Raw genomic sequence first — 25,650 nt, forward strand, 5'->3', positions numbered from 1 at the left:
GGTTTCTGAAAGTATTCTATTATTTTAAAAGTTTTCCAGATGCTTTTATATAATTTAACTCTTGTTCTAACTCTATGTTTTTCAACTGTAAATCATATAATTTATTTTGGAAATCTGAAGCTAGCTTTTCAGCTATCTCAGTTTTCTCATTAGCTTCATCTAAATTCTTTTTAAGTTCCTCAATCTCTTCTTTAAGAGGATTCATTTCCTCTAAGTCATTAGCTTTATTTTTTAGTTCTGTCTTTAGAGAATCTATTTCATCTTGTTTTTTACCAAGCTCTTCAACTTTATTATCAAGTTCTAACTTTATTTTTTTCATCTCTAGTTGAACTTCTTGGTTAGGTTTTTCTGCTTTTTTAACTAATTCTTTATTCTCTTTAGTTAGCTTATCATTTTCTTCTGAACATTCAAATAGCAAATCAGTAATAGTTAATGCTGATAATATAGCCACTTGAGATGTACTAAGAATTGAATTAGCTTCTGCTATTCTACTCATTTCCTCATCAACATAATGAGCTATTTTTATCATATAATCTTTAGATTTTTCAGATACCATAGGATATTCAGATCCATGTATCTTTACTGTAACTTTGTTCATCCTAACCCCCCCTACATTTGTTTCTTAATTAATTTGATCTTAAATTCGCATTTAGTTTTTCACTTAACTCACTTACTATCTTATCGTGAACTTTTGCTACGTCTTCGTCAGTTAAAGTTTTATCTTTACTTCTGTAAGTTATTGAGTATGCTATAGATTTGTGTCCTTCTTCTATTTGAGCTCCCTTATAAACATCAAATAATTGATAACTTTCTAATATATCTGATCCATTGGCCTTTATTATATCTTCTATTTGCTTTACAAATACTTCATCCTTAACTAATAAAGCTATATCTCTAGTAGTTGCTGGATATTTAGGTAATGGATTGTATACTTTAGAATCATTTAAGTTCTCAAATACTAGGTCAATATCTATCTCTGCAACATATACTCTTTGATTTAAATCATAGTTTTCTAGTACATCTGGATGTAGCTCTCCGAATGTCCCTATACATATATTATTATACACTAATTTAGCGCATCTTCCAGGGTGGAATGTTAAATTTTTAGTTTCTGGTTCAACTTCGTATCCATCAAATCCAACATTCTTTAATATAGTTTCTACTGCACCTTTTATCGAGAAGAAATCTACTTCTTTTCCGTACATCCCTATAGATAATTTCTTTGTTTCTACAGGTAATCCTTCTTGTGGTCTAAATGTATTTCCACATTCAAAAGCATATACTTCTTCAACTTTATGAGATAAGTTTGTTGATATTACATCTAGCATATTAGGTATTAAAGTAGTTCTCATAACAGAAGTTTCTTCACCTAAAGGATTTATTATTTTAACAAATTCTCTTCTCTCATCATCTTTAGCTAAGTTTAGCTTATCTACTCCTCTTGGACTTACAAATGAATATGTTAAAATTTCATTTAATCCAACAGCTATAGAATTAGCTTTTACATTATCCATAAATTTTTGTTTATTTGTTTTTACTCCTGCTGTAGCATTACCTTCTAAAGTTGCAGATGGTATGTTTTCATATCCATAAATTCTTGCAACCTCTTCTAATATATCCGCATCTTCACATATATCTAATCTAAAGCTTGGTACTTCTAATTCCAACTTATCAGATGAAATTAAATTACACTTAAACTCTAAACTTTCAAGTATATTTATAAATTGATCCATAGGCACATTAACACCTAGTAACTTATTTATTCTCTCTGGGTTAGCAGTTATTTTTTGTACTTCTTCCTTTTTAGGATAATAATCAAGCATACCATTAAGAACTGTACCACAACCTAATTCTTCTATTAATTGACAAGCTCTATTTACAGCAGCTTCTGTTAGATTTACATCTATTCCTTTTTCAAATCTTGATGAAGCTTCTGTTCTTAATCCTAATTTTTTAGATGTTGCTCTTATATTTTCCTTTGCAAAACTTGCTCCTTCAAGGAATATAGATGTAGTGTTATCTTTTACTTCAGAGTTTTCTCCTCCCATGATACCAGCTAAATCTAAAGTCTTGTCTTGATTTCCTATAACTAACATATCTGATGTTAATGTTCTTTGGGCACCATCTAGTGTAGTAAATTTCTCACCTTCTTGTGCAAGTTTTACTATCATCTTATCATATTTTATATCTTCTAAGTCAAATGCATGAAGTGGTTGCCCAAGTTCTAACATAACATAGTTAGTTATATCTACTATATTATTTATAGGTCTCATACCTGCTTCTATAAGTCTTCTTTGCATCCAATATGGAGAAGGACCTACTTTAACATCTTTAATAACCTTACCACAGTATCTTTTGCATAATTCTGTTTGAACATCTATTTCAAACTTCATTTCTTCATTAGATCCATTTACAGTTATTTGTGGGTATTTTAATTTTTTACCTAAAGTTACTGCAGCTTCTCTAGCTATTCCTATTATTGATCTACAATCAGGTCTATTTGATGTTATTTCAAATTCTATTAAAGCATCGTTTATTCCTAATGCTTTTCTTACATCCATACCTAGCTCAAATGAATTTTGGTGATCTAATATATATATTCCATCTTTTTTATGTTCTTCTACATATTGAGAAGGTATAGTTAATTCTTCTGCTCCACAGAACATTCCCTCTGAAAGAACACCTCTTAATTTACCTTTTTTTATTTTAAAATCACCTGGTAAAACAGCTCCTATTCTTGCAACTGGAACATAATCTCCAACATTTATATTTGTAGCATTAGTTACTATTTGAAGTATTTGACCATCAGCCACTTCAACTTTTGTAACCTTTAATCTATCTGCATCTGGATGTTGTTCTATTTCAAGTATTTTACATACTTCAACTCCATTAGTTTCTTTTCCGAAGAACTCTACTTTTTCAACCTTTGAACCAGTCATAGTCATCATATCAGCGAATTCTTGAGTTTCTCTATCTATATCAACGTAGTCTCTAAGCCATTTTAAAGGTACTAACATATCAAATCCTCCTAATTAAAATTGATTTAAAAATCTCATATCATTTTCGAATAATAATCTTATGTCATCTATTTCATACTTAAGCATTGTTATTCTATCAAGCCCCATACCAAAAGCAAATCCACTATAAACTTCAGGGTCTATTCCACAGTTTCTTAATACATTTGGATGTACCATACCAGCTCCTAATATTTCTATCCAACCTTCACCTTTACACATCTGGCATCCTGCACCTTGACACTTAAAGCAAGTAACATCTACTTCTGCACTTGGCTCTGTGAATGGGAAGTTATGTGGTCTAAATTTAGTTTTAGTATGTTCTCCAAATAACTTCTTAACAAACATATCTAATGTTCCTTTTAATTGAGCCATAGTAACATCTTTTCCGACTACAAGCCCTTCTATTTGATGGAACATTGGTGAATGTGTTGCATCTGGAGCATCAAATCTAAAACATCTACCTGGAGATATTATTTTTATTGGTAATTCTTCATTTTTCATTGTTCTAACTTGAACTGGAGATGTTTGAGTTCTAAGTAATAATTCATCATTTATATAGAATGTATCACTCATATCTCTAGATGGATGGTCTTTTGGTGCATTTAATGCATCAAAGTTATTTCCAACTGTTTCAACTTCTGGTCCTTCTGCTATAGAGAATCCCATTCCTATAAATATTTCACTTACTTCATCTATAATTTGAGATATAGGATGTTTTTTACCTACTTTAAATTCTTTAGCTGGCATAGTTACATCTAAAACTTCTTCAGCTAATTTTCTTTGCTTTTCAATATTTTTTAATTCATCTTTTTTAGTACTTATAGCAGTATCTATCGCTTCTCTAACCTCGTTAGCAACCTTTCCTATTACAGGTCTTTCTTCAGCCGATAATTTACCCATTTCTTTTAATATAGATGTTATTTCACCTTTTTTTCCTAAGTACTTAACTCTTAAAGACTCTATTTGCTCTATATCTTGCATGTCTTTTATTTCACTTAATGCTGCTTGTTGTAAATTAAGTAGTTTTTCTTGCACTATATTCACCCTTTCACTTTAATTTTTATACATCAAAAAAAGCCCTTCATCCCTATCTAGGGACGAAAGGCTATTGTTTCGCGGTACCACCCTAGTAGCTTGATTTATTAAAAATAATTCAAACCACTCGAAAAACGTAACGTGTTTTAAACGCCATAACCTACTTAAATTTCAGCTATGATACTCCAGAGGGAACTTCTTTTAATAACTTAGAAAGTACTTTCAGCCTAGGTACTTATCTCTGCGCTAAGGACTATTAAAATACTTTTCTCTTTCATAGTATTTTAAATATTAAACTTTGATTGTAAATTATATCATATATAGTGTGAATTTTCAATACAACTCTATTATATCATATATTTTTTGATTTCATACATAAGTATAGCTGAGCTTATTGCCGCATTTAAAGATTCAGCTTTTCCGTATATAGGTATTTTAACTAGTATGTCTGATTTTTCTATAAGTTCATCATTAACACCATTAGCTTCATTACCTATAACAAGAGCTGTTTTATGGTTATATTCTACTCCATCATAAAAGTTATTTGTATTTAAATAACTTGATACAATATCAAATTTCCTATCTTTTAATTCTTTTAATGCTTCCTCTTGAGTCATATTAATTATTTTCATATCAAATATTGACCCCATTGTAGATCTCGTAACTTTACTATTATATATATCTACACAACCTTTTAAGTTTATTATAGCATCTACACCTGCTGCATCTGCTGTTCTTATTATAGTCCCCATATTCCCTGGATCTTGTATTCTATCTAAAATTAATACAAATTTGCAATTATCATCTAAAATATCTTGAATATTATTTTTTTGTATACCAACAACTCCAACTATACCTTGAGTGCTTTCTGTATCTATAAACTCGTTAAATATCTTATTTGTAGTTTTGTATACTTTTATATTTTTACTTTCTAAAACTTTTAAGAATTCAACATGTTCTTCTTTAGTCTCGAAATTTTCATTTATAAATACATATTGTAAATCTGCATTACAATCTATAGCTTGAGTTAAAATTCTAAATCCTTCTATTAAAAATTTAGACTCTTTTATTCTATTTTTGCTTTTTAAAAGAGATTTAGTTAATTTAACTTTTTCATTATCTTTACTACTTATCGATACTATCATTTTTTATTTTCTCCTAAATGAAAAGTCACTATCTGCTGTTATTGTACTTATTTTGCTGTTTTGACCTATAACAACTAATATACTTCCTGCATTTAATTTTTCTTCTGGAGATGGTGTAACATTTATAGTTTTATCACATTTTATAGCTAATACTGTTATTTCATATTTAGCTCTTAAATCTAACTCTATTAATGTCTTACCTTCCCATTCTCTAGGTGTAACAATTTCAACTATAGAATAGTCTGGATCTAACTCTATATGGTCTAATATATTATTTGAAACTAAATTGTGTGCTACTCTAACTCCCATATCTCTTTCAGGGAATACAACTCTATCAGCACCTATTTTATATAAAACTTTAGCTTGTAGTTCATCTTTTGCCTTACATACAATTTGCTCTACACCCATTTCCTTAGCTATTAACGTAGCCATTATAGAAGCTCTTATATCCGAACCTATCGCAATTATTGCTACATCAAAATTTCCCATACCTAAAGCTCTTAGTGCTTGTTCATCCGTAACATCTACAATCGCTGCATGTGTAACTTTTTCAGATATAGCTTGTACTGCATCATCACTTTTATCTATTGCCATTACTTGATGTCCTAGCAAATGCATTGTAGTTGCTACTGACGATCCAAATCTTCCACAACCTATAACTATATATTGTTTCATACCTGTTCTCTCCTAACTTTCTATCCTACTATAATTTTACCTTCAGGGAATCTTATAACTTGTTTTTTAACAGAATTTTTAGCTACTAAAGCTATAAATATAGTTAAAAATCCTACTCTTCCCATAAACATATACATCATTATTACTATTTTACCAAATACATTTAAATTAGGACTTCCTCCTATACTTGAACCTACTGTTGCAAATGCAGATGCAACCTCAAATGCAGATTCTATTAAATCAAATGATTCTTGTGTTAAATTTATAATCAAAATACCTACAAATACAACTAATATTCCTATAAAAAATATTGCTATAGACTTTCTTACTGCATTAATTCCGACTCTTCTTTCAAATACTTCTATATCTTCTCTTTCAAATATAAAGCTTCTTACAGCAAGTACTATAGTTGCAATAGTTGTAGTTTTTACACCTCCACCTGTAGAACAAGGTGATGCTCCTATAAACATTAAAATAATCATTATAAATAAACTGCCTTGATGCATAGATGCTAAGTCTATAGTATTAAATCCAGCAGTTCTAGGTGTAATTGATTGGAATAATGATCCTAATAATTTACCTTTTAATGAAAGATCTCCTAGTGTTTTAGGATTTGAATATTCTATAAGTAATATAAATAGCATTCCAGTAATTATTAATGTTGCCGTTGTTATTAATACTACCTTTGAATGTATATTTAATTTAGATGGTTTTTTATTTTTTACTACATCTAAAATTACCGGGAATCCTATACCTCCAAGCACTATAAGAGCTGAGATAGTAAGACTTACCGTTATATTATTTACATATCTTGTAATTGAAGTAAATGGTCCGCTTATATTTCCCATAAGATCAAATCCAGCATTACAAAATGCTGAAATAGCATGGAAAATACTAAACCACGTTCCTTTAATTAACCCAAATTCAGGTATAAACACTGTTGATAGTATTAATGCTCCAAATCCTTCTATAACAAATGTCATCAATAATACATATCTAGTTAGTTTAACTAACCCAGATAGGTCAATTTGATTTAATGCCTCTTGTATAAGAAGTCTTTCTTTCAGATTTATCCTTTTTTTAGTTATCAATGCAAATAAAGTTGTTATTGTCATAAATCCTAAACCACCGACTTGAATTAATGCAATTATTACAATTTGTCCAAATAAGTTCCAATGTGTAGCTGTATCTACTACTACTAAACCTGTTACACAGACCGCAGACGTAGACGTAAATAAAGCATCTACAAATGGAGTAGATTCTCCCGTGTTTGTAGCAATAGGAAGTGTAAGTAGTATCGCTCCTATTAATATAACAGTAGCAAAACCAATTACCATTATTTGAGGTGGATTTAATTTATTGATCGGCTTTTTAATCTTTAAAATAAACTCTTTCACCTACTTTATCTCCTCCTGTATATATTATAATTAAATCTTCATTTTGTATAACTATATTATTGTGCTTATAACAATAATAAAATACATTATATACTTAGTTTTTAAATATATCTATACCTAAATGGAAATTTGTAATTTTAAAAATATTTATTATATCTTTACATAAATTTAACATATATAATTTTTTTCATTTGATAAAAATTTCACCTTGTTTTATATGCAAGTTTTATTAATTTTTCAGCAATTTTTTGTTTAATCTAATGTTTAAACGCATAAAAAAAACTCTGAGATTCAACCCAGAGTTTTATATAATTAAGCTAATTTTGATTTAGCAACTTCTACTAATTTAGCGAATCCTTGAGGATCGTTTATAGCCATTTCAGATAACATTTTTCTGTTAACTTCAACACCTGCTAATTTTAATCCGTTCATAAATCTTGAATAAGACATTCCGTTAGCTCTAGTACCTGCATTTATTCTTTGTATCCAAAGTTTTCTGAAATCTCTCTTCTTTAATTTTCTACCAACATAAGCATGCTTTAATGCTTTCATTACAAACTCGTTAGCTGGTCTGTATAATTTACTTCTTGATCCTCTGTAACCTTTTGCAAGTTTTAATACTTTCTTATGCTTCTTACGAGCGTTCATAGCTTTTTTAACTCTTGCCATCGTCGTAACCTCCTTCGTTTCTCTGTTCTAAATAATTTTTATCTATTTGTATTCGATCTTATAAGTATGGTAATAATTGTGCTATTCTTCTAGCATCACCTTCACTAACTATTCCAGACTTTCTTAATTGCATTTTAGTCTTAGCATCTTTCTTAGTTAGTATATGTCTTCTGAAAGCTTTACCTCTCTTTAATTTTCCACTAGCAGTCTTTTTGAATCTCTTAGCTGCTCCTCTATGAGTTTTCATTTTAGGCATATTAATATCCTCCTCTCAAATGTATATCTATTTTTTTGGATCTATCATTACAACCATGTTATTACCCTCAAATGCAGGGGCTTTTGTTGGTTCTCCAAACTCTTTTACTAGGTCTATAAACTTAAGCATTACTTGTTTTCCTAAATCCTTATGCCCTAGTTCTCTACCTCTAAATCTAAGTTCAACCTTAACTTTGTCTCCCTTTTTAAGGAATTTCATAGCTTGGTTAGCTTTTGTATTTATGTCGTTTTCTTCTATACCTGGTCTTAATCTAACTTCTTTTACAGTTACGACCTTTTGCTTTTTCTTAGATTCTTTTTCTTTTCTAGATTGTTCATATTTATGTTTACCATAATCCATTAATTTGCATACTGGTGGGTTCGCATTAGGTGATATTTTTACTAAATCTAAATTCTTCTCATTTGCCATTAATTGTGCATCTCTAGAAGTCATTATTCCAAGTTGCTCACCAGTTTCTGAAAGAACTCTTATTTCCTTATCTCTTATCTCATCATTGATTGCTAATTCCTTACTAATAGTAGGACACCTCCAATTTTATATTAAAAAAGGCGAATGATATCATCATCCGCCATATAAGTTACTACAATTAATAAAACTAATTCTTAAATCTTAACTTATATTTACCTTACTAACTTTATCGTTGTAAGGTGAGAAGCGGACTTCTTCTTGTTTTTTATTACTCTATATACTATACCATCAGTTTAAATAAGTGTCAATTATTTTTTAAATTTTATAATTAATTATTTGATTTATGGACATACTTTTAATGAATTAAATATTTTTAATTTGAAAAATATAAAAATTTAATAATATTAATTTGAAAATCGGCAAATATATGTAATAACAACAATTTTTATAACTGAGGTGTTTGACTATGAAAATGTTAAATAATTTTTTTAAGAAAATCAACAACCCTGCGCCTGCGTTTAATCAGACCAAAATGGAAAAAGAAACTTCTAATGATAACTCTGATTCAACTAAGCCTAAAACAACATTCAATGATGTAGCTGGATTAGAAGAGGTCAAAGAAGAACTATTTGAAATAGTTGATTTTATGAAAAACCCAGCAAAGTATCAAAAAATGGGTGCTAAAATTCCTAAAGGTGTTTTATTCTATGGACCTCCTGGTACAGGTAAAACATTGCTTGCGTCAGCTATGGCTGGTGAAACAAACGCATCATTTTTCAATGTAACAGGATCTGAATTCGTTGAAAAATATGTTGGTGTAGGGGCAAAAAGAGTTAGAACATTGTTTGAAAAGGCTAGAAAAGAAGCCCCTAGTATAATATTTATAGATGAAATTGACGCAATAGGAGCCAAAAGACATCTAGAAAGTAATAATGAAAAGGATCAAACATTAAACCAACTTCTTGTTGAGATGGATGGATTTAATAAAGATTCTAACATACTTATAGTAGGTTCAACTAATAGACTAGACTTATTAGATGATGCACTACTTAGACCAGGTAGATTTGACAGACATGTCCATATAGGAGAACCTAATTATCACACTAGATTAGAAATACTAAAAGTTCATACTAAAAACAAACCAATTGATAACTCCGTAGACTTAAACTTATTAGCTAAAAAAACTCACGGATTCAATGGTGCACACTTAGCAAATATAGCAAACGAAGCTGCCATATTTGCAGTAAGAGAAAGCAGCGAAAATATCAATAGTATTCATTTTGACAAAGCTATTGAAAGAGTTATCGCTGGACTTGAATCTAAAAGTTCAAAACTTATTGAAAAAGAAAAACGTATAGTGTCTTACCACGAAGCTGGTCATGCTCTAGTTAGTGATACATTAGGTATAAACCCTATACAAAAAATATCTATAATACCTAGAGGACAAGCACTCGGATATGTACTTCAACTTCCAGATGAAGATAGATACATCTATACTAAAGATGAACTTTTAGGAAAAATCAAAATCTTACTTGCAGGTAAAGCTGCTGAAGAAATAATATTTGGTCATAAATCTACAGGAGCTAAGGATGACTTGAAAAAAGTAACTGATATAGCAACTCAAATGGTTTGTGACTATGGTATGAGTAATCTTGGAGCTATGACTATAGATCAAAATCAAAAAAGCTTTTTATCAAAGCAAATCCAAGAAGAAACTACTAGTATAATAGATTCTTGTTATAAAGAAACTCTTAATCTTCTAAACTCAAGTTTAAATGATCTTCATTTAGTTTCTCAACATCTATTTGACAAAGAAACTATGACTCATGAAGAGTTAAAAAATATAATAAGAAAAGAATGTGTATAAAAAAAAGTTAGCCTTAAAGGCTAACTTTTTTATTGTTTATTATGCTTGAATTACATTAGTTCTTTCTTCTACTTCTTTTAATACATTTGCAACAAATGCATCTACATCCATTGCACCCATTTCTCCATTATCTCTTGATCTTACAGAAACTTTCTTTTCATTAACTTCCTTTTCTCCAACTACTAACATGTAAGGAACTTTTTGAAGTTGAGCCTCTCTTATTTTATATCCGATTTTTTCCGCTCTATCATCAAGCTCTACTCTTATACCTTTATCAAATAATGCATTTCTAACTTCTTCTGCATATTCTTTAAATCTATCAGATACTAGTAATATTTTAGCTTGAACTGGAGATATCCAAGTTGGGAATTTACCAGCATAGTGCTCTATTAATATACCTATAAATCTTTCTATACTTCCTAATGCAACTCTATGGATCATAACAGGTCTATGTTTTTCCCCATCTTCACCTACATAACTGATATCAAATCTTTGTGGTAATTGCATATCTAATTGTATAGTTCCACATTGCCAAGTTCTTCCTAAACAATCTTTTAGGTGGAAGTCTATCTTAGGACCATAGAATGCTCCATCTCCTTCATTTATTACATAAGGTAGATTTAATTCTTCTAAAGCTTCTCTTAATCCGTTTTCAGCTGCTTCCCACTCTTCGTCTGTTCCCATTGAATCTTCTGGTCTAGTTGATAACTCTAAGTGATATTCAAATCCAAATGCAGAATATACTTTATCTATTAATGAAACAACACCTTTTATTTCATCCTTTATTTGTTCTGGTAACATGAATATATGTGCATCATCTTGAGTAAATGCTCTAACTCTCTTAAGACCATTTAAAGCTCCAGATAACTCATGTCTATGAACTCTTCCTAACTCAGCCACTCTCATAGGGAAATCCTTGTACGAATGTTGCTTAAAGTTGTAGTATAACATCCCACCTGGGCAGTTCATTGGTTTTATAGCATATTGCATATCATCTATATCTACAGTGTACATATTTTCTTTATAGTGATACCAGTGTCCTGAAGTTTCCCATAATTTTTGGTTTAAGATTATAGGAGTTTCTATTTCTACATATCCGTCTTTTCTGTGTAATTCTCTCCAGAATTTTAATAATTCATTTTTAAGTTCCATACCTTTTGGTAAGAATAATGGGAATCCTGGTCCTTCTTCTGGTATGAAGAATAGTTCTAATTCTCTACCTAATTTTCTATGGTCTCTTTTTTTAGCTTCTTCTACTAAATGTAAGTATGCTTCTAAATCTTTGTTCTTTTCAAAAGATGTTCCATATATTCTTTGTAACATCTTATTTTTTTCATCTCCACGCCAGTAAGCCCCTGTTACGTTTTGAAGTCTTATAGCTTTAACCTTTTTAGTAGAAGATAAATGTGGTCCTCTACATAAATCTGTAAAATCTCCTTGTTTATAGAAAGATATAATTTCTCCCTCAGGTAGCTCTGATATAAGTTCTACCTTGTAATTTTCCCCTTGTTCTTCCATTAACTTTATAGCATCTTCTCTATTTAATTCAAATCTCTCTATAGCTAAATCTTCTTTAGCTATTTTTTTCATTTCAGCTTCTATCTTTTCTAAATCCTCTGGAGTTAATCTGTACTCTAAGTCTATATCATAGTAAAATCCATTTTCAATACTTGGACCTATAGCTAATTTAGCTTCAGGGTATAATCTTTTTATAGCTTGAGCTAGCATATGAGCAGATGTATGTCTGAACACATCTTTTCCTTCTTCATCATCAAATTTAAATAAATTTAATTCGCAATCTTCGTTAACTTGGAAGTCTAACCCAACAACGTCTTCATTAACAGATGCAGCTACTATACTTCTAGCTAATCCTTCACTTATCGATTTAGCAATATCCATAACTGTAGTACCTTTAGCATACTCCTTTACAGATCCATCTTTTAAAGTAACTTTTATCATGACCTTACCTCCTTAATTTTTTTGTATAAAATAAAAAAACTCGGCCCATGAAAATCATGGGACGAGTAACATTCGCGGTTCCACCCAAGTTGGCATGCTATAAACATTGCCCTCTTGATGACTATAAGGTTGTCAACCGAGTACTTTTACTTATAAGCGCTTATAAGCTACTAAACTCTGCTCCAAGGTAGTTTTCAAATAGTCATTTTTAGATATACTTTCAGCCTATGATATATCCTCTCTGAAAATTGTTTCTATTTTACTCTTCCTTTTCATAGCAACTATATTAATATTAATACAAATTATATCAAATCAAGTGATATATATCAACTCTAAATATTATATAAATTCAAATATTTTTTTGTTACATAAAATTTATATAAAAATTGTTATTATACCTTGTATTATTCCTATAACAAAACCTAGTATTAATCCCAATAATTCTATATGCTTTAACTCATTGCTCGCTATACTAAGTATTATATTTTCTAATTCAAGTAAATCTAAACTATCAACCTTTTCCTCTACTATTTGTTGTATATTTACTCTTTCATGCGCTTTTGATACAACTTCACTTCCTAATTCGTCAATAGAAGCACTAACTTCTTTTTCTATTATATCCTCTATATAGTTTTTTATAACAGATTTTATATAGCTTGGTATAAGAGTTGCTTTTTCCTCTACTATAGAGTTAACTTTAAGTTTTATATATTCAGTAGCTTTTACTTTATCTTCTTCTGTTATTAAATTTTCTAATATATCATCTAAAGATACAAACTCATCTTGTATAACTTCTCCTATTTTTATAGCTATTTCTTTTCTTCTCTTTGGTATAAGACCTATTATTTCAAAATTTGTCAGAGGTATTTTTATAGGATTTATAGGCCTAAATATAAGCTTTATAGCTAATTTATTAGTTACATATCCGATAATACCTCCAATAATTGCCATTATTAAAATTATATATATATTGTTCATCTCAAATCTCCTTATCATTTTAATTAGAAACAATATATATTTTATACTTTAATGAATTTTTTTCAATACATTTTTTAAATTTTAAGATTTATTTTTTTCTTCTACCTTTTCTTCAAATATCGCTTTTATAGTATCTATAATTTCTCTAGATGAGTTAGTTTGTAAAGAATCGTATATAATTATATGGTTCGGGCACAAAGAAAGTAATGTGCTAATTAAGAAATCTTCATAATTTAAATTTTCTTTTATAAACATATTTATTAATTCTTCATCATTTTCATTTTCTATTATGTTGTCATTTTTATCATATAATATAAACGAGTTGTCTTTCCTTATGTATACTTTCAATGTATCTATTTTAGTTTCTTGTACATTTATAAAATATCTTAATACACTAATAAATTCATCATAGTCTTTCTCTATTAAATATTCTTCCAGTGCATCTTCACAGATATTAGCTATATATCCCATTAATTCTTTCATTCTAAACTTTACAAAGCCATCCACATCTATATGGTCATTATTTAATATGTAATTATTCATTCTACAAAATATTATTTCTCTTAATAATAAGTCTTTATTTTGAAATCCTTCTAATGATTTTAAATATATTTTTTCTATTTCCTGATTATATTTATCTCCGTATGATTTTTGTATATATTCCTTCAATATAACCTCTTTTATTACTTGCATTAAAATATCTGTTATCTCTCTTGATATGTCTAGTACTGTTTCATCAGTTCTATCCTTCGCACTTATTTTTATCTCTATAACATCTTCATTGTAATTTGTAATATTGCTAAACTTAGTTTGTTTTACAAATTGATTTACAACTAATTTATACTTAGGCAATAAGCTCAGATAAATCTCTTTGTTGTCCATAGTCATCACTCCTTTCTAGTCATCAAAGGAATTATAGAACCTAAATCTAATAATTGTTCTTTGCTTAAACTTACTATTTCCTTATTTTTTAATTTTATAAATTTTTTTATAAGTTCATAATCTGGATGTTTTTTTACATTTCCTAAAAAAGCTATTTCATTCTTGCTTATAAACCCTGTACATCCACCTATAAATCCATAATCTAATTGAAATAAATTTATATTTCCAGGTCTTATGAGAAGGCAATCTATACCATATTGTTTTACAGATTTATATATACCTCTATCAGAAGTTATAATTGAATTTTCATCGACTATACAAATCGAACATTTAGAGTATCCCTGTTTTACATTTATCTTTATAAGATTTTTTTGTTTATGTAGTCTAAAATTTTTTTATCTGTATAATTAAAATTATGTATTGCAAATCTTCCCATCATAGTTACATTATATTGAATATTATTATGATATTTTCTTTCTATGTAGCTACTTCCTTTAATTACATTAAATCCTAATGGAATTAATATATCTGAATAAAACTCATATACATTTGGCGCTACAACTATATTTCCTTCACCTAAGTTGCATACACATATACCTGGGTGATATTTTATAGCATCATAACACTCTTTACATTCTATAGTTTTTATTATTTGTATATTTCTTCTTTTTAATTCTACTTCTATATCGCAAGTAATTCTTTTATCTACCAACGCTAGACATAAATCACCATCAATTACAAAAGATTGTCTACTATGTACTACTTTCATTTCACCGTTCCTTCTATATCGATTTTACTTTTATAATGCAATTAATATTTTATATACTTATTTTCACTTTTAATAGACTAATAATAATTTTTTTATGTTTATTTTACACACAAAAAAGATGATAGCAATGCTATCATCTTTTTTATCTTTTTTTATCTTTTTTTATCTTTTTTTATCTTTCACCTTTTTTATATGGGTTTCCTAATGCAGCTGGAGCTTTAGAAGATTTTATAAATAACACTAACACCACTAATGTTATTACATATGGTATCATAGATAATAAATTCTCATTTATTCTAAATGGAAGTTCTGGGTTCCCAAAGAATACAGATAAAGCAGTTGAGAAACCAAATAGTAAACAAGCTGCCATAGCTCCTTGTGGCTTCCACTTACCGAATATAACAGCCGCCATAGCTATATATCCTTGTCCAGAGATCAATGTTGGTCTAAACGAAGAAACAATAGCTAAACTCATAGATGCTCCTCCCAAACCAGCTAATATGCCAGAGGAAATTACTGCAATATATCTAACACGATTTACATTAATACCTAAAGTATCTGCTGCTCCCGGATGTTCTCCAACAGATCTTATTCTAAGTCCTAACTTTGTTTTATATAAAACATACCACACTACAGCTACAAGTATAAATGCTATAAATACTGTTGCATAAGTATTAAAAACTGTATTTAATATGCTACCTTCTGCAAATAAACCATTTAAAGGTCTTGGTATTTTATCTTCCATAGCTATAGTTGGAGTCATTGTCGCTCCATCAAATAATATTTTTGAAGAAAACAATGCTACTCCAGGTGCAAGTAAGTTTATAGCAACACCTGATATAGTATGATCTGCATTAAAGCTTACAGTTGCAATAGCATGTATTAATGCAAATAAACCGCCGGCTAAGCCACCTATTAAAAATGCTATCCACGGATCACCTACTAAATAACCTGCTGCTGCCCCTGCAAAAGCACCTATAGTCATCATACCTTCTAATCCTATATTAACTATACCTGAATTTTCTGATAATACTCCACCTAATGCTGTAAATATAAGGGGCGTAGAGTACATTAAAGTCGTACTTAAAATTAAAGCTATATCTTCCATTATTCAAGTCCCCCTTGTTTCTTTTTATTCTTATATTTTATAAATAACATTCTTATTACACTACTTAGTGCTATAAAGTAAACAATAGATCCTATAACTATATTGATTACTTCTGATGGAGCTTGTATAGTTTGCATCTTTGTTCCACCGTATTTAAGTGCTCCGAATAATAACCCTGAGAAAATTACACCTATAGGATTGCTGTTAGCAATAAGTGCTACAGCTATACCATCAAATCCATTTCCTTCTGGTGCTGCAAGTACTGTTATGTTTTGTGCTACACCCATAACTTGTACTGCTCCTGCTAATGCTGCAAGCATACCAGCTATAGCCATAGATTTAAATATAGATGAATTTATATTTATTCCTCCATATTCAGCTCCAAATTTATTGTATCCAACTCCTCTAAGTTCGTATCCTAAAGTTGTTTTAGATAATATAAAGGCTATTATTAAAACTAATATAATTGCTATTATTATCCCCCAGTTAGCCTTTGTAGCTGGACCTACTAGCCCTGTTAACCAATCTATACTTATACTTGCACTCTCATTTATCATATGAGATGCTTCGCTATTACCATCTCTTAACCATGGTTGCATTATCATGTAGTTATTTAAATAAAATGCAACCCAGTTTAACATTATGGTAGATATAACTTCATTAACTCCAAATTTGGATTTTAAAAAACCTGCAAATCCTCCCCAACAGGCACCTGCTAGTGCAGCTACAGCTAGAGTAAGAGGTATATGTATTATTGCTGGTAAATGAACTGTGTATCCTACTATAGTTGCAGCTAATGCACCTATAATAAACTGTCCTTCTGCTCCTATATTAAATAACCCTGTTTTAAATGCGAAAGCTATTGATAAACCTGTTAAAATTAATGGAGTAGCCTTTATAATAGTCCATGCTATATATTTAGGTTTACCTATTATCCCTTCAATCATTACTGAATAAGCCTCTATCGGATTAAATCCCGCTATAGTTAAAGCTATTGCTCCTACTAATAATCCTAAAAATATAGATATAATAGAAAATACTATTGTATTATTAGCAAGAGAAATTTTCTTTTTTGACTTAACATCGTTATTCATTATTTGCACCTCCTGCCATCATAAATCCTAAAGTATTTTCATCTGCACTCTTAGCATCGACAATCCCAACTATTTTTCCTTCATAAATTACAGCTATTCTATCCGATAAATTCATAACTTCATCAAGTTCTAAAGATACTAATAAAACTGCATTTCCTGCATCTCTTTGCTCCACTATCGCCTTATGAACAAACTCTATCGCTCCAACATCTAACCCCCTAGTCGGTTGTGTTGCGATTAATACCTGAGGTTGCCCTGTAGCAGCTCTATCTACCCTTATGTTATCAACTTCTCTACCAATTATAACCTTTTGTTGATTTCCTCCAGATAAAGATCTTGCCTTTAAAGTAAAATCAGTTGGCCTAACATCAAACTCTTCTATTAGGTCATTTGCATGTTTTTCAATTTCTTTATTATTTAAAACTCCATTCTTCGCAAATTGTTTCTCTTTATATCTTTGTAAAACTGTATTTTCAGCAACTGTAAAATCTAATATAAGTCCTCTTTTGTGTCTATCCTCTGGTATATTTTTTATACCTTTTTTAAATATATTAATTGGTTTTTCATTTATTAATTCAGTTCCATTAACTTTAACACTTCCTGAATCTGCTTTTTTCAAACCAGTTAATATTTCAACAAGTTCAGATTGTCCATTTCCATCTACACCTGCTATTCCTAAAATTTCTCCAGCTCTTACTTCTAAAGATAAATCCTTTAACACTTGTACTTTTCTATTATCTTTAGCACTTATATTTTTAACTTCCAGTATTAAATCTCCTACTTTAGCATCTTCTTTATCAACTTTAAAACTTACCTCTCTACCTACCATCATAGCCGCTAATTCATCTTCTGTTGTATCTGATACCTTTACAGTACCTATATCCTTACCTCTTCTTATGATAGTACAGTAATCTGCCGCTGCCTTTATTTCTTTTAATTTATGAGTTATTATTATTACTGATTTTCCTTGCTTAGTTAAGTTTTTTATAATATTCATAAGCTCATTTATTTCTTGTGGAGTTAAAACTGCAGTAGGTTCATCTAGTATTAAGATATCTGCACCTCTATATAAAGCTTTCAGTATTTCAACTCTTTGTTGCATCCCAACACTTATATCTTCTACTTTCGCATTAGGATCTACATGCAATCCATATTTTTTTGATAGATCACTAACATCTTCTATAGCTTTTTTCATATCTATTGCTCCGATACCTTTTGTAGGTTCTGTACCTAGTATTATATTCTGAGCAACTGTAAATGGCTGTACTAGCATAAAATGTTGGTGAACCATACCTATCCCATGAGATATCGCGACATTAGGGTTTTCCATTCTAACGTTTTCCCCTTTTATAAATATCTCCCCTGAAGTTGGATGGTATAGCCCATAAAGAATATTCATTAATGTTGACTTTCCTGCTCCATTTTCGCCTAATAAAGCATGTACTTCACCTTTATGTACAGTCAAATTTATATTATCATTAGCTGTGAAATTTCCAAACTTTTTAGTTATACTTTTCATTTCTACAACTTTTAGACTGTGGTCTACATTGCTATTAATCATAGTTTATAATAACCCTCCTTATTTACTTATCGCCAATTTTATTATACTAAAAAATAAGTATTATAACAATTTAATTTCAACAAATAGTAGGTAATATTTTATTTATTGTACATACTTTTTGTTATTTTTTGTCATTATTATAATTTAATTTTATATTTTTTATAATTTAAATTTAAATTATTAGTTATAATACATTGGATTCCTTACAAATAACCATATTATTTATTTTTTATGTTATTCTAAATATTTATGTTATTTTTTGATAATTCCTCTTTATTTATAAAATTTTTTTAATATTTTTCTAAATCATTTAATTTGCCCTAATATATAAAAAATTTATTTTAAACCTAATTTGCATTTATTTACCTAACACAACTTATTTAAATTTTTATCATAGCTAATTTGGGCGAAAAAAAAGACTAGCAACGCTAGTCTTTTTTAATAAATTATTTTAATTATTTTACATCCTTCATTGTAGATGGAACTTTTATTTCTCCACTCTTAATTTTATCACCTTGTTTATTAACAAATTCTAATACATCTGGAGATACATCTTCTTTTGTAGTATCTGCTACTCCAACTCCATCTTCATTTAATCCATAAACAGTTACTTTTCCACTATTAAACTTACCATCAACTAAGTTTTTAACAGTATCATAAACTCCAACATCAACTCTCTTTATAGCTGAAGTTATAACAGTTTCTGGAGCAACACTATTTTGGTCTCTATCAACACCTATAGCTTTTTTACCAGCTTCTTTAGCTGCTTCTATAACTCCATTACCAGTATCACCTGATGCATGGAATATTATATCTACACCATTAGATATCATTTGATTAGTTATAGACTTACCTTTTGCTGGATCAGCAAAACTATTTGCATATTGAGATATTACCTCAGCATCTGGTTTCGCAGCTTTAACTCCTGCTGTAAATCCAGCTTGGAAAGTTTCAATTACTGGACCTTCCATTCCTCCAACAAATCCTACTTTATTAGTTTCTGTAAGTTTACCTGCTACTAATCCTACTAAATATGATGATTCTTCTGCTTTGAACATTATACTTTCTACATTTTTAGGTGGTTTACCACCGAAATCAGCATCGATTAATGCAAATTTTTGATCTGGGTAAGATTTTGAAGCATCACCTATAGCCTTTTCCATCTTAAATCCAACACCAATTACTAAATTTGCTCCATCATCTATTGCTGTTTCTATATTGTTAGCGTAATCTGATTCTTGCTTAGACTCTATGTACTTAACATCTACTCCTAAGTCTTTCTTAGCTTTTTCTAAACCTTCCCATGCACTTTGATTAAAAGATTGGTCATTTACTCCACCAACGTCAGTTATCATAGTTACTTTTACTTTGTCATCCCCACCTGAATTGCTGTCTTTTGAATCTTTAGAAGGACTGCATCCTACTAACATCGATCCTGCTAATACAGTAACAAGACCTATAGACAATAACTTTTTAAGTTTCATAATTACCTCCTATGAACATCTTTCTTATAATTTCTTACAATAAATTTTACACTATATGTAAAATATTTTCTACATTTAATTTTAATTTTATCCACTTTTTTTAATATTTAGTGTATACAATTTAAAAAAATAAGAAGATAGGAAATCTTTATCATAGTCATAATAAGATTTCTCACCTTCTTTTTGAACCTAATTTTTAGTATATAGTATACACTTTATCTTAAATTAGGATATCCTATTTGTCTTAACGCTTCAAATAATACTATAGCTACAGAATTCGATAAATTTAAAGATCTAGCTTTTTCTATATCAACCATAGGTATTCTTATTGCAGTTTCTAAATTATCCATTATTAAACTTTCAGGCAATCCTTTAGTTTCTTTTCCAAATACTATAAATGAATTTTCTTCATATTTTACATCCGAATGTGTTTGTTTAGCTTTAGTTGTTGAATAAAAGAATTTAGCATCCGGGTTTTGTTTTCTTACTTCATCAAAACTATCATAATATTTTATTTCAACTAAATCCCAATAATCTAAACCTGCTCTTTTTAGATATTTGTCATCCATACAAAAACCTAATGGTCTAACTAAGTGAAGAGTTGTACCAGTTGCAGCACAACTTCTTATTATATTACCTGTATTTTGTGGTATTTCAGGTTCTACCAATACGATATTTAAAGACATACGTAACCCTCCTTAACATTTTATAAGTCTAATTATATCAAAAGTTTTCATTTCTAAAAACTTATAAAATAATAAAATAATATAAATCTCCTTGTATTGGGAGATTTATATTATTTCAGAGTTCAAATTTTTAGTTGTATCAACCTTTTTCTTTGTTCCCTTTATTAAAACTTTATTTTTAGGAGGATAATAGCTTTCAGTAATTAATTCTTCATTTATAGAAGATCCATCTTCATTCTTATAAACCCTGTATGTTTTTACTTTATATCCATTTCTGCCTTTACTTTCTATTCTAGTTTCTCCTTCATATAAATCTTTACTTTCTTTTTCTATAATCTTAGGCTTTATAATTCTTGATATATCAGTTCTTATATCTACTATTTTTTTATCATTTTCATTTCCATATATCGTAGTTATTATTTTATTATCTCTTACCTCATTTTTTATTAGAATAGGACTTTTATAATTATTTTTAAATACTAAATCAATATTTCCATAAGATACAGTAGCATCTCTTCCTTTTTCTATATATCCACTAGGTATGCTATGATTTCTAGCTTGTACAATTTCAAGCCCTGAGTATAGTGCTGCATTATATACAGTGCTAGATACCTGACATATTCCTCCACCCATTCCTAATTGCATTTCTCCATTTACTATTATAGGTGCGCTCTTAAATCCTTGTTCTGTGCTTCTTTTTCCTATAATATTATTAAATGAGAACTCTTCATTATAGTCTATTAATACATTATTTATTTTATTTATAGCCAATTTTATATTATTAACTCTATTTTGATTTTTTGAGTTAAATTTTGTTTCATATTGACCTAATAGTGTATTTATATTTGCTAATTTTTCATAAGTATATTTTGGATTTATCGTTTCTGTATATATATTAACATTTCCAAACTTTTTATTTTTTATGGTTTTATCAATTTCACTAAATAAAGCTTCTTTTTTTAAATTAACTCCATACACTTCTTTGCTAATATTAAAATTATTATTTTCTACGGTTATAGAAGAATCAACTGGTATAACATCTATTTCCTTAGATACGTTGTTGATATAATCATTTAATTTTGCTTTATCATATTCAGTGTCAACATTTAACTTTATACTTTTCCCTAGGCTTAAATTAAATTTTGTTTTTACATTATTAAAAAAGTCACTATCTCTACCTATCTTAATAGCTGTATTTACAGCCTCCTCTACTTTAAATTTAAAATTAATTTCTTTTAAAGATAGATTGTATTTTTTATCTCCATAAAATAATTCTATAGAATCTTTCTTATATAGAGAATTATTAAGTTTTTTTATCGCATCACTTTCTGTCAGTCCCGAGACATCAATATTTTCAATATATATATTTTTATAGATTTTGCTTTCTTTGCTCATACAATACGATTTATACGTCAATCCAAAACAATATAGCATAACTAATGTTACTAAGAAAAATATTTTCTGTCTCTTCAATTTTAGTCATTCCCTTCTTTATAATAGTCACAGTATTCAACTAATGGGCATATATTACATTCTGGTTTTCTTGCTTTACAAATTCTCCTTCCATGAAAAATTATTAAATGATGTGCTTTTGACCATCTTTTTTTAGGTAAAACTTTCATAAGTTCAAATTCTGTTTTTTCAGGAGTATCAGTTTTTACCAATCCAATTCTATTAGATACTCTAAATACATGAGTATCTACAGCAATTGCATCAACTCCAAAAGCATTACTTAGTACTACATTTGCAGTTTTTCTTCCTACTCCAGGAAGTTTTGTCAATTCTTCCATATTGTCAGGTACTTGACCACCATAGTTAGAACAAATCAATACTGATGTTTCTTTTATTTTTTGAGCTTTGCTTTTATATAGCCCACAACTTTTTATTTCCTCACTAATTTCAAATGTATTAAGTTTAGCAAATTCTTCAGCTGTATTATACTTTTTAAACAATTCAGCTGTAACTTTGTTAACCCTAACATCAGTGCATTGAGCAGATAATATAGTTGCAATTAGAAGTTCAAATGGAGTTGTATAATTTAATTCACACTCTGCATTTGGATATGTTTCTTCTAATATGTCTAATATTTTTTTTATGTTTTCTCTATTTTTCTTTTTTGCTTTTGCCATTTTTAATTCCCCCTTGTTGTAATTTTACATATTTAATATATAACAATTTTAAATACAATTTAAACATGTATAAAATTATAATTATTAAGTTTTCTATCTATTTACTTATATTATCTATCAAAACAAAACAATATATATACTATAATTATATTTATTATCTTGTAATATTTTGTTATTTGCCCAAAATAAAGGAACTGCAGTAAAAATGCAGTTCCTTTGTTTTTTATTTCTCTAATTCACTATATTTTTTTAATTTTTCAATAGCTAAGCTTTTAACTTCTTCAAAAGTTTTATCTGTCAATATTTCTATAGCCTCTTCAATTCTATCTATAGGATATATATGGAATTTACCTTCATTTATAGCGTTTCTTACTTCTTCAACAAGAACTAGATTTCTAAGATTGTTCCTTGGTAATATTACACCTTCACTTCCTGTTAAACCTTTTTTCTTGCATGCATAGTAAAATCCTTCTACTTTCTCAGTAACTCCACCTACAACTTGTATATCTCCTTTTTGATTTATAGAACCCGTTGCTCCAATGTTTTGTTTTATAGGAACATCGCTTAATGATGATAACATAGCATAAAGCTCTGCTCCAGATGCACTGTCTCCATCTACACCACCATAATTTTGTTCAAAACATATATTTGCATTAAGTGATAAAGGAAATTCTTGTGCTAAGTTTTCTAGTAAAAATCCATTTAATATAAGAACACCCTTGCTGTGTATAGGCCCACTCATTTCAACTTCTCTTTCTATATTTACAATTCCAGAGCTTCCAGGTGCAGTAGTAACAGTTATTCTACAAGGTCTTCCAAATGAGTACTCACCCATATTTAAAACAGATAATCCATTTATAACCCCAACTTTAGATCCAGTTGTTGATATCAATGTAAATCCATTTTCTATAGATTCATCCATTTTCTTTTCTATTTTACTAAATCTTTCTCTTCTCTCTTTAATAGCTTTTAATACATCTTCTTTATCTACATATTTAGATCCTCTTATTTTTGAATAAGCATCTCCTTCTACTAAAATTTCTACAATTTTATTGAATTTAGTTGATAATTTTTCTCTATCTCCCGTTATCCTAGTACTATATCTAACAACTTGCTCTACACCTTCATAAGTAAAATGATTTAGATTATTACCATTGCAATACGAAGCTATAAAGTTCGCCAATCTAGTTTCATTGAAATCATTTTTTTTCATTTCATTGTCAAAGTCTACAAATATTTTAAAATATTTATTAAACTCAGGATCATAGTTATACATTAAATTGTACATATAGTTATTTCCTATAAGCACTACTTTTATATTAACAGGTATTTTTTCTGGCTTTATAGCCGTTTGTGTATCTAAAGTTATTTCACCTTGTTGTATTGTTTTTTTAAGTATATCCCAAGATAAATTGTATCTCAAAAGTTGATCCACATACAGTACTAAGTAGCCTCCATTAGCTTTATGCACTGCCCCTGGTAGCAATTTAGTGAAGTCTGTTTTTACAGTACCATTATAGTACTCATATTCCGCCTTTCCAAATAAGTTTGCTGGACTCGGATTTATTTCCACAACTACAGGTGCACCACATCTATCCAATCCATTATCTACCAATAAGTTCACTTTATATCTTGTAAAGTGCTCTTTATCATACTTTTCTTTCAAATCTTCTTCATCCATATAAAATAGGTACACATATTCCAATATATCGTTTTTAGCATCGTCTAAATACTTGCTTACCTTTTCAAAGTCTCCATATCTTTCAAGTAAACTATCTATATGAGGATCTACTATATATTTTCCTACTTCATATTCTAAATCTAAAAGAGCTTCTTTTGCATCTTCTTCTATATCTTTAATTTTATATGCAATTTGTATAGCTGCATTTTCTAATTCTTTTTTAACTTTATAAAATTCTTCAGAAGTTGTATCTACATCTTCATCTTGTGGCGTGAAAATCATACCTACTTTACTATTTTTTAATTTAAAACCTTTTTCTTCTCCATATTTCTTAATTTTTTGAAGTAAGTTTTCTTTTTCAATTTCAAAATCATCTAATAACTCATTTTTACTTATTTCAAATTCTTCACTTTCGAATGCATCCTTCAGTTCATCCAATAAACTCTCTATTAACTTTTCCATATCTTTCTTAAATAATTTTCCCATACCTTTATCTAGCGCAATAGATATAGGCTCTCTGCTGTTTTCAAAGTTATATACATAGCACCAGTCTTTATGGTCATTTTTATTTTCTGCATGCATTTTTAAAGCACTAAGTACATAAGTAGTTTTCCCTGTCCCACTATCCCCAGCTACAAATATGTTATATGCAGGATTATCTATTTTAAGTCCAAGCTCCATAGCTTTTGTTGCATTTTCTTGCCCTATTATCTCATTTAAGCCCTCTAGTTGAGAGGTATTAGCATATCTAGCCATATCCATCCCCCTTTAAAATTCCTTTTTATATAATATGTTTCTATCTACTAAATGTTAAGTAAAAAAATAAAAA

21 protein-coding genes, 1 pseudogene and 2 other annotated features are annotated in these 25,650 nt (G+C 29.0%); of the genes and pseudogenes, 1 reads left to right on the forward strand and 21 read right to left on the reverse strand.

All coding sequences use genetic code 11. The annotated features are described in order from the left end of the window. Nucleotides 1-19: 19 nt before the first annotated feature. From zapA to infC, 9 genes are all read right to left on the reverse strand, one after another. Nucleotides 20-598: a cell division protein ZapA gene (gene zapA / locus ACRDDE_RS12260; protein WP_220795991.1), complete on the reverse strand. Its 579-nt coding sequence runs from the start codon at nucleotides 596-598 to the stop codon at nucleotides 20-22. 28 nt (nucleotides 599-626) lie between these two features. Next, the gene (gene pheT, locus ACRDDE_RS12265) at nucleotides 627-3,017 is read right to left on the reverse strand and encodes a phenylalanine--tRNA ligase subunit beta (RefSeq protein WP_438627684.1); all 2,391 of its coding nucleotides are present in this window, start codon (nucleotides 3,015-3,017) and stop codon (nucleotides 627-629) included. A gap of 15 nt (nucleotides 3,018-3,032) precedes the next feature. Beyond that, nucleotides 3,033-4,052 (reverse strand): phenylalanine--tRNA ligase subunit alpha, encoded by a 1,020-nt coding sequence (gene pheS, locus ACRDDE_RS12270; RefSeq protein WP_438627686.1) that lies wholly within the window; start codon nucleotides 4,050-4,052, stop codon nucleotides 3,033-3,035. Nucleotides 4,053-4,107: 55 nt separating this feature from the next. Beyond that, nucleotides 4,108-4,339 (reverse strand) — a binding site (T-box leader). A gap of 60 nt (nucleotides 4,340-4,399) precedes the next feature. Further along, entirely contained in the window at nucleotides 4,400-5,197 is a 798-nt protein-coding gene (locus ACRDDE_RS12275; RefSeq protein WP_438627688.1) for a TrmH family RNA methyltransferase, read from the reverse strand. A gap of 3 nt (nucleotides 5,198-5,200) precedes the next feature. Continuing rightward, a complete protein-coding gene (locus ACRDDE_RS12280) occupies nucleotides 5,201-5,872 on the reverse strand; it encodes a potassium channel family protein (RefSeq protein ID WP_021428431.1) in 672 nt (223 codons plus the stop codon). 20 nt (nucleotides 5,873-5,892) lie between these two features. Next, nucleotides 5,893-7,269, reverse strand: coding sequence for a TrkH family potassium uptake protein (locus tag ACRDDE_RS12285; protein ID WP_438627690.1), 1,377 nt, complete (start codon nucleotides 7,267-7,269; stop codon nucleotides 5,893-5,895). Between the two features lie 312 nt (nucleotides 7,270-7,581). Continuing rightward, nucleotides 7,582-7,938, reverse strand: a complete 357-nt coding sequence (gene rplT, locus ACRDDE_RS12290; protein ID WP_021431715.1) for a 50S ribosomal protein L20 — start codon at nucleotides 7,936-7,938, stop codon at nucleotides 7,582-7,584. A 58-nt stretch (nucleotides 7,939-7,996) separates the two neighbouring features. Beyond that, complete coding sequence (rpmI, locus tag ACRDDE_RS12295) at nucleotides 7,997-8,194, reverse strand: 50S ribosomal protein L35 (RefSeq protein ID WP_250674537.1); 198 nt, start codon at nucleotides 8,192-8,194, stop codon at nucleotides 7,997-7,999. Between the two features lie 27 nt (nucleotides 8,195-8,221). After that, nucleotides 8,222-8,731: a translation initiation factor IF-3 gene (infC, locus tag ACRDDE_RS12300; RefSeq protein ID WP_419743308.1), complete on the reverse strand. Its 510-nt coding sequence runs from the start codon at nucleotides 8,729-8,731 to the stop codon at nucleotides 8,222-8,224. A gap of 358 nt (nucleotides 8,732-9,089) precedes the next feature. Here infC and ACRDDE_RS12305 point away from each other — a divergent pair, with 358 nt between their 5' ends. Then, a complete protein-coding gene (locus ACRDDE_RS12305; RefSeq protein WP_438627692.1) occupies nucleotides 9,090-10,490 on the forward strand; it encodes an ATP-dependent metallopeptidase FtsH/Yme1/Tma family protein in 1,401 nt (466 codons plus the stop codon). A 39-nt stretch (nucleotides 10,491-10,529) separates the two neighbouring features. Here the strand turns inward: ACRDDE_RS12305 and thrS are convergent, their stop codons facing one another. The 12 genes and pseudogenes from thrS to ACRDDE_RS12365 all read right to left on the reverse strand — a co-directional run bounded on the left by thrS (nucleotide 10,530) and on the right by ACRDDE_RS12365 (nucleotide 25,577). Further along, nucleotides 10,530-12,449, reverse strand: a complete 1,920-nt coding sequence (thrS, locus tag ACRDDE_RS12310) for a threonine--tRNA ligase (protein WP_438627694.1) — start codon at nucleotides 12,447-12,449, stop codon at nucleotides 10,530-10,532. Between the two features lie 54 nt (nucleotides 12,450-12,503). Continuing rightward, nucleotides 12,504-12,734 (reverse strand) — a binding site (T-box leader). Between the two features lie 90 nt (nucleotides 12,735-12,824). Then, nucleotides 12,825-13,427 (reverse strand): DUF445 domain-containing protein, encoded by a 603-nt coding sequence (locus tag ACRDDE_RS12315; protein WP_438627696.1) that lies wholly within the window; start codon nucleotides 13,425-13,427, stop codon nucleotides 12,825-12,827. An 81-nt stretch (nucleotides 13,428-13,508) separates the two neighbouring features. Further along, entirely contained in the window at nucleotides 13,509-14,309 is an 801-nt protein-coding gene (locus ACRDDE_RS12320; RefSeq protein ID WP_438627698.1) for a putative sporulation protein YtxC, read from the reverse strand. A gap of 5 nt (nucleotides 14,310-14,314) precedes the next feature. Next, nucleotides 14,315-15,078: pseudogene (locus ACRDDE_RS12325) on the reverse strand (DUF6873 family GME fold protein). Between the two features lie 172 nt (nucleotides 15,079-15,250). Further along, the gene (locus ACRDDE_RS12330) at nucleotides 15,251-16,186 is read right to left on the reverse strand and encodes an ABC transporter permease (RefSeq protein WP_114542856.1); all 936 of its coding nucleotides are present in this window, start codon (nucleotides 16,184-16,186) and stop codon (nucleotides 15,251-15,253) included. Next, nucleotides 16,186-17,280, reverse strand: a complete 1,095-nt coding sequence (locus ACRDDE_RS12335) for an ABC transporter permease (RefSeq protein ID WP_438627701.1) — start codon at nucleotides 17,278-17,280, stop codon at nucleotides 16,186-16,188. The genes ACRDDE_RS12330 and ACRDDE_RS12335 overlap by 1 nt, the downstream gene beginning before the upstream one ends. Then, complete coding sequence (locus ACRDDE_RS12340; protein ID WP_438627703.1) at nucleotides 17,273-18,841, reverse strand: ABC transporter ATP-binding protein; 1,569 nt, start codon at nucleotides 18,839-18,841, stop codon at nucleotides 17,273-17,275. Before ACRDDE_RS12340 ends, ACRDDE_RS12335 begins: the two co-directional genes overlap by 8 nt. Nucleotides 18,842-19,296: 455 nt before the next feature. Continuing rightward, nucleotides 19,297-20,325, reverse strand: a complete 1,029-nt coding sequence (locus ACRDDE_RS12345) for a BMP family lipoprotein (protein WP_438627705.1) — start codon at nucleotides 20,323-20,325, stop codon at nucleotides 19,297-19,299. 215 nt (nucleotides 20,326-20,540) lie between these two features. Then, nucleotides 20,541-21,011 carry a tRNA (uridine(34)/cytosine(34)/5-carboxymethylaminomethyluridine(34)-2'-O)-methyltransferase TrmL gene (gene trmL / locus ACRDDE_RS12350; protein WP_438627707.1) on the reverse strand — a complete coding sequence of 157 codons (471 nt, stop codon included), beginning with the start codon at nucleotides 21,009-21,011 and terminating at the stop codon, nucleotides 20,541-20,543. Nucleotides 21,012-21,116: 105 nt separating this feature from the next. Then, complete coding sequence (locus tag ACRDDE_RS12355; protein ID WP_438627709.1) at nucleotides 21,117-22,484, reverse strand: VanW family protein; 1,368 nt, start codon at nucleotides 22,482-22,484, stop codon at nucleotides 21,117-21,119. A gap of 2 nt (nucleotides 22,485-22,486) precedes the next feature. Further along, nucleotides 22,487-23,140: an endonuclease III gene (nth, locus tag ACRDDE_RS12360; protein ID WP_438627711.1), complete on the reverse strand. Its 654-nt coding sequence runs from the start codon at nucleotides 23,138-23,140 to the stop codon at nucleotides 22,487-22,489. Nucleotides 23,141-23,363: 223 nt separating this feature from the next. After that, nucleotides 23,364-25,577, reverse strand: coding sequence for a Lon protease family protein (locus ACRDDE_RS12365; RefSeq protein WP_438627713.1), 2,214 nt, complete (start codon nucleotides 25,575-25,577; stop codon nucleotides 23,364-23,366). Nucleotides 25,578-25,650: the final 73 nt, after the last annotated feature.

It is taken from the genome of Paraclostridium sp., from assembly GCF_051656405.1.
GTDB lineage: Bacteria > Bacillota > Clostridia > Peptostreptococcales > Peptostreptococcaceae > Paraclostridium.

Excerpts from the sequence above, each read along its gene's own strand:
- zapA (WP_220795991.1), bottom strand. The coding sequence starts at position 598 with ATGAACAAAGTTACAGTAAAGATACATGGATCTGAATATCCTATGGTA.
- pheT (WP_438627684.1), bottom strand. The coding sequence starts at position 3,017 with ATGTTAGTACCTTTAAAATGGCTTAGAGACTACGTTGATATAGATAGA.
- ACRDDE_RS12275 (WP_438627688.1), bottom strand. The coding sequence starts at position 5,197 with ATGATAGTATCGATAAGTAGTAAAGATAATGAAAAAGTTAAATTAACT.
- ACRDDE_RS12280 (WP_021428431.1), bottom strand. The coding sequence starts at position 5,872 with ATGAAACAATATATAGTTATAGGTTGTGGAAGATTTGGATCGTCAGTA.
- rplT (WP_021431715.1), bottom strand. The coding sequence starts at position 7,938 with ATGGCAAGAGTTAAAAAAGCTATGAACGCTCGTAAGAAGCATAAGAAA.
- rpmI (WP_250674537.1), bottom strand. The coding sequence starts at position 8,194 with ATGCCTAAAATGAAAACTCATAGAGGAGCAGCTAAGAGATTCAAAAAG.
- ACRDDE_RS12305 (WP_438627692.1), top strand. The coding sequence starts at position 9,090 with ATGAAAATGTTAAATAATTTTTTTAAGAAAATCAACAACCCTGCGCCT.
- thrS (WP_438627694.1), bottom strand. The coding sequence starts at position 12,449 with ATGATAAAAGTTACTTTAAAAGATGGATCTGTAAAGGAGTATGCTAAA.
- ACRDDE_RS12315 (WP_438627696.1), bottom strand. The coding sequence starts at position 13,427 with ATGAACAATATATATATAATTTTAATAATGGCAATTATTGGAGGTATT.
- ACRDDE_RS12320 (WP_438627698.1), bottom strand. The coding sequence starts at position 14,309 with ATGGACAACAAAGAGATTTATCTGAGCTTATTGCCTAAGTATAAATTA.
- ACRDDE_RS12330 (WP_114542856.1), bottom strand. The coding sequence starts at position 16,186 with ATGGAAGATATAGCTTTAATTTTAAGTACGACTTTAATGTACTCTACG.
- ACRDDE_RS12335 (WP_438627701.1), bottom strand. The coding sequence starts at position 17,280 with ATGAATAACGATGTTAAGTCAAAAAAGAAAATTTCTCTTGCTAATAAT.
- ACRDDE_RS12340 (WP_438627703.1), bottom strand. The coding sequence starts at position 18,841 with ATGATTAATAGCAATGTAGACCACAGTCTAAAAGTTGTAGAAATGAAA.
- ACRDDE_RS12345 (WP_438627705.1), bottom strand. The coding sequence starts at position 20,325 with ATGAAACTTAAAAAGTTATTGTCTATAGGTCTTGTTACTGTATTAGCA.
- trmL (WP_438627707.1), bottom strand. The coding sequence starts at position 21,011 with ATGTCTTTAAATATCGTATTGGTAGAACCTGAAATACCACAAAATACA.
- nth (WP_438627711.1), bottom strand. The coding sequence starts at position 23,140 with ATGGCAAAAGCAAAAAAGAAAAATAGAGAAAACATAAAAAAAATATTA.
- ACRDDE_RS12365 (WP_438627713.1), bottom strand. The coding sequence starts at position 25,577 with ATGGCTAGATATGCTAATACCTCTCAACTAGAGGGCTTAAATGAGATA.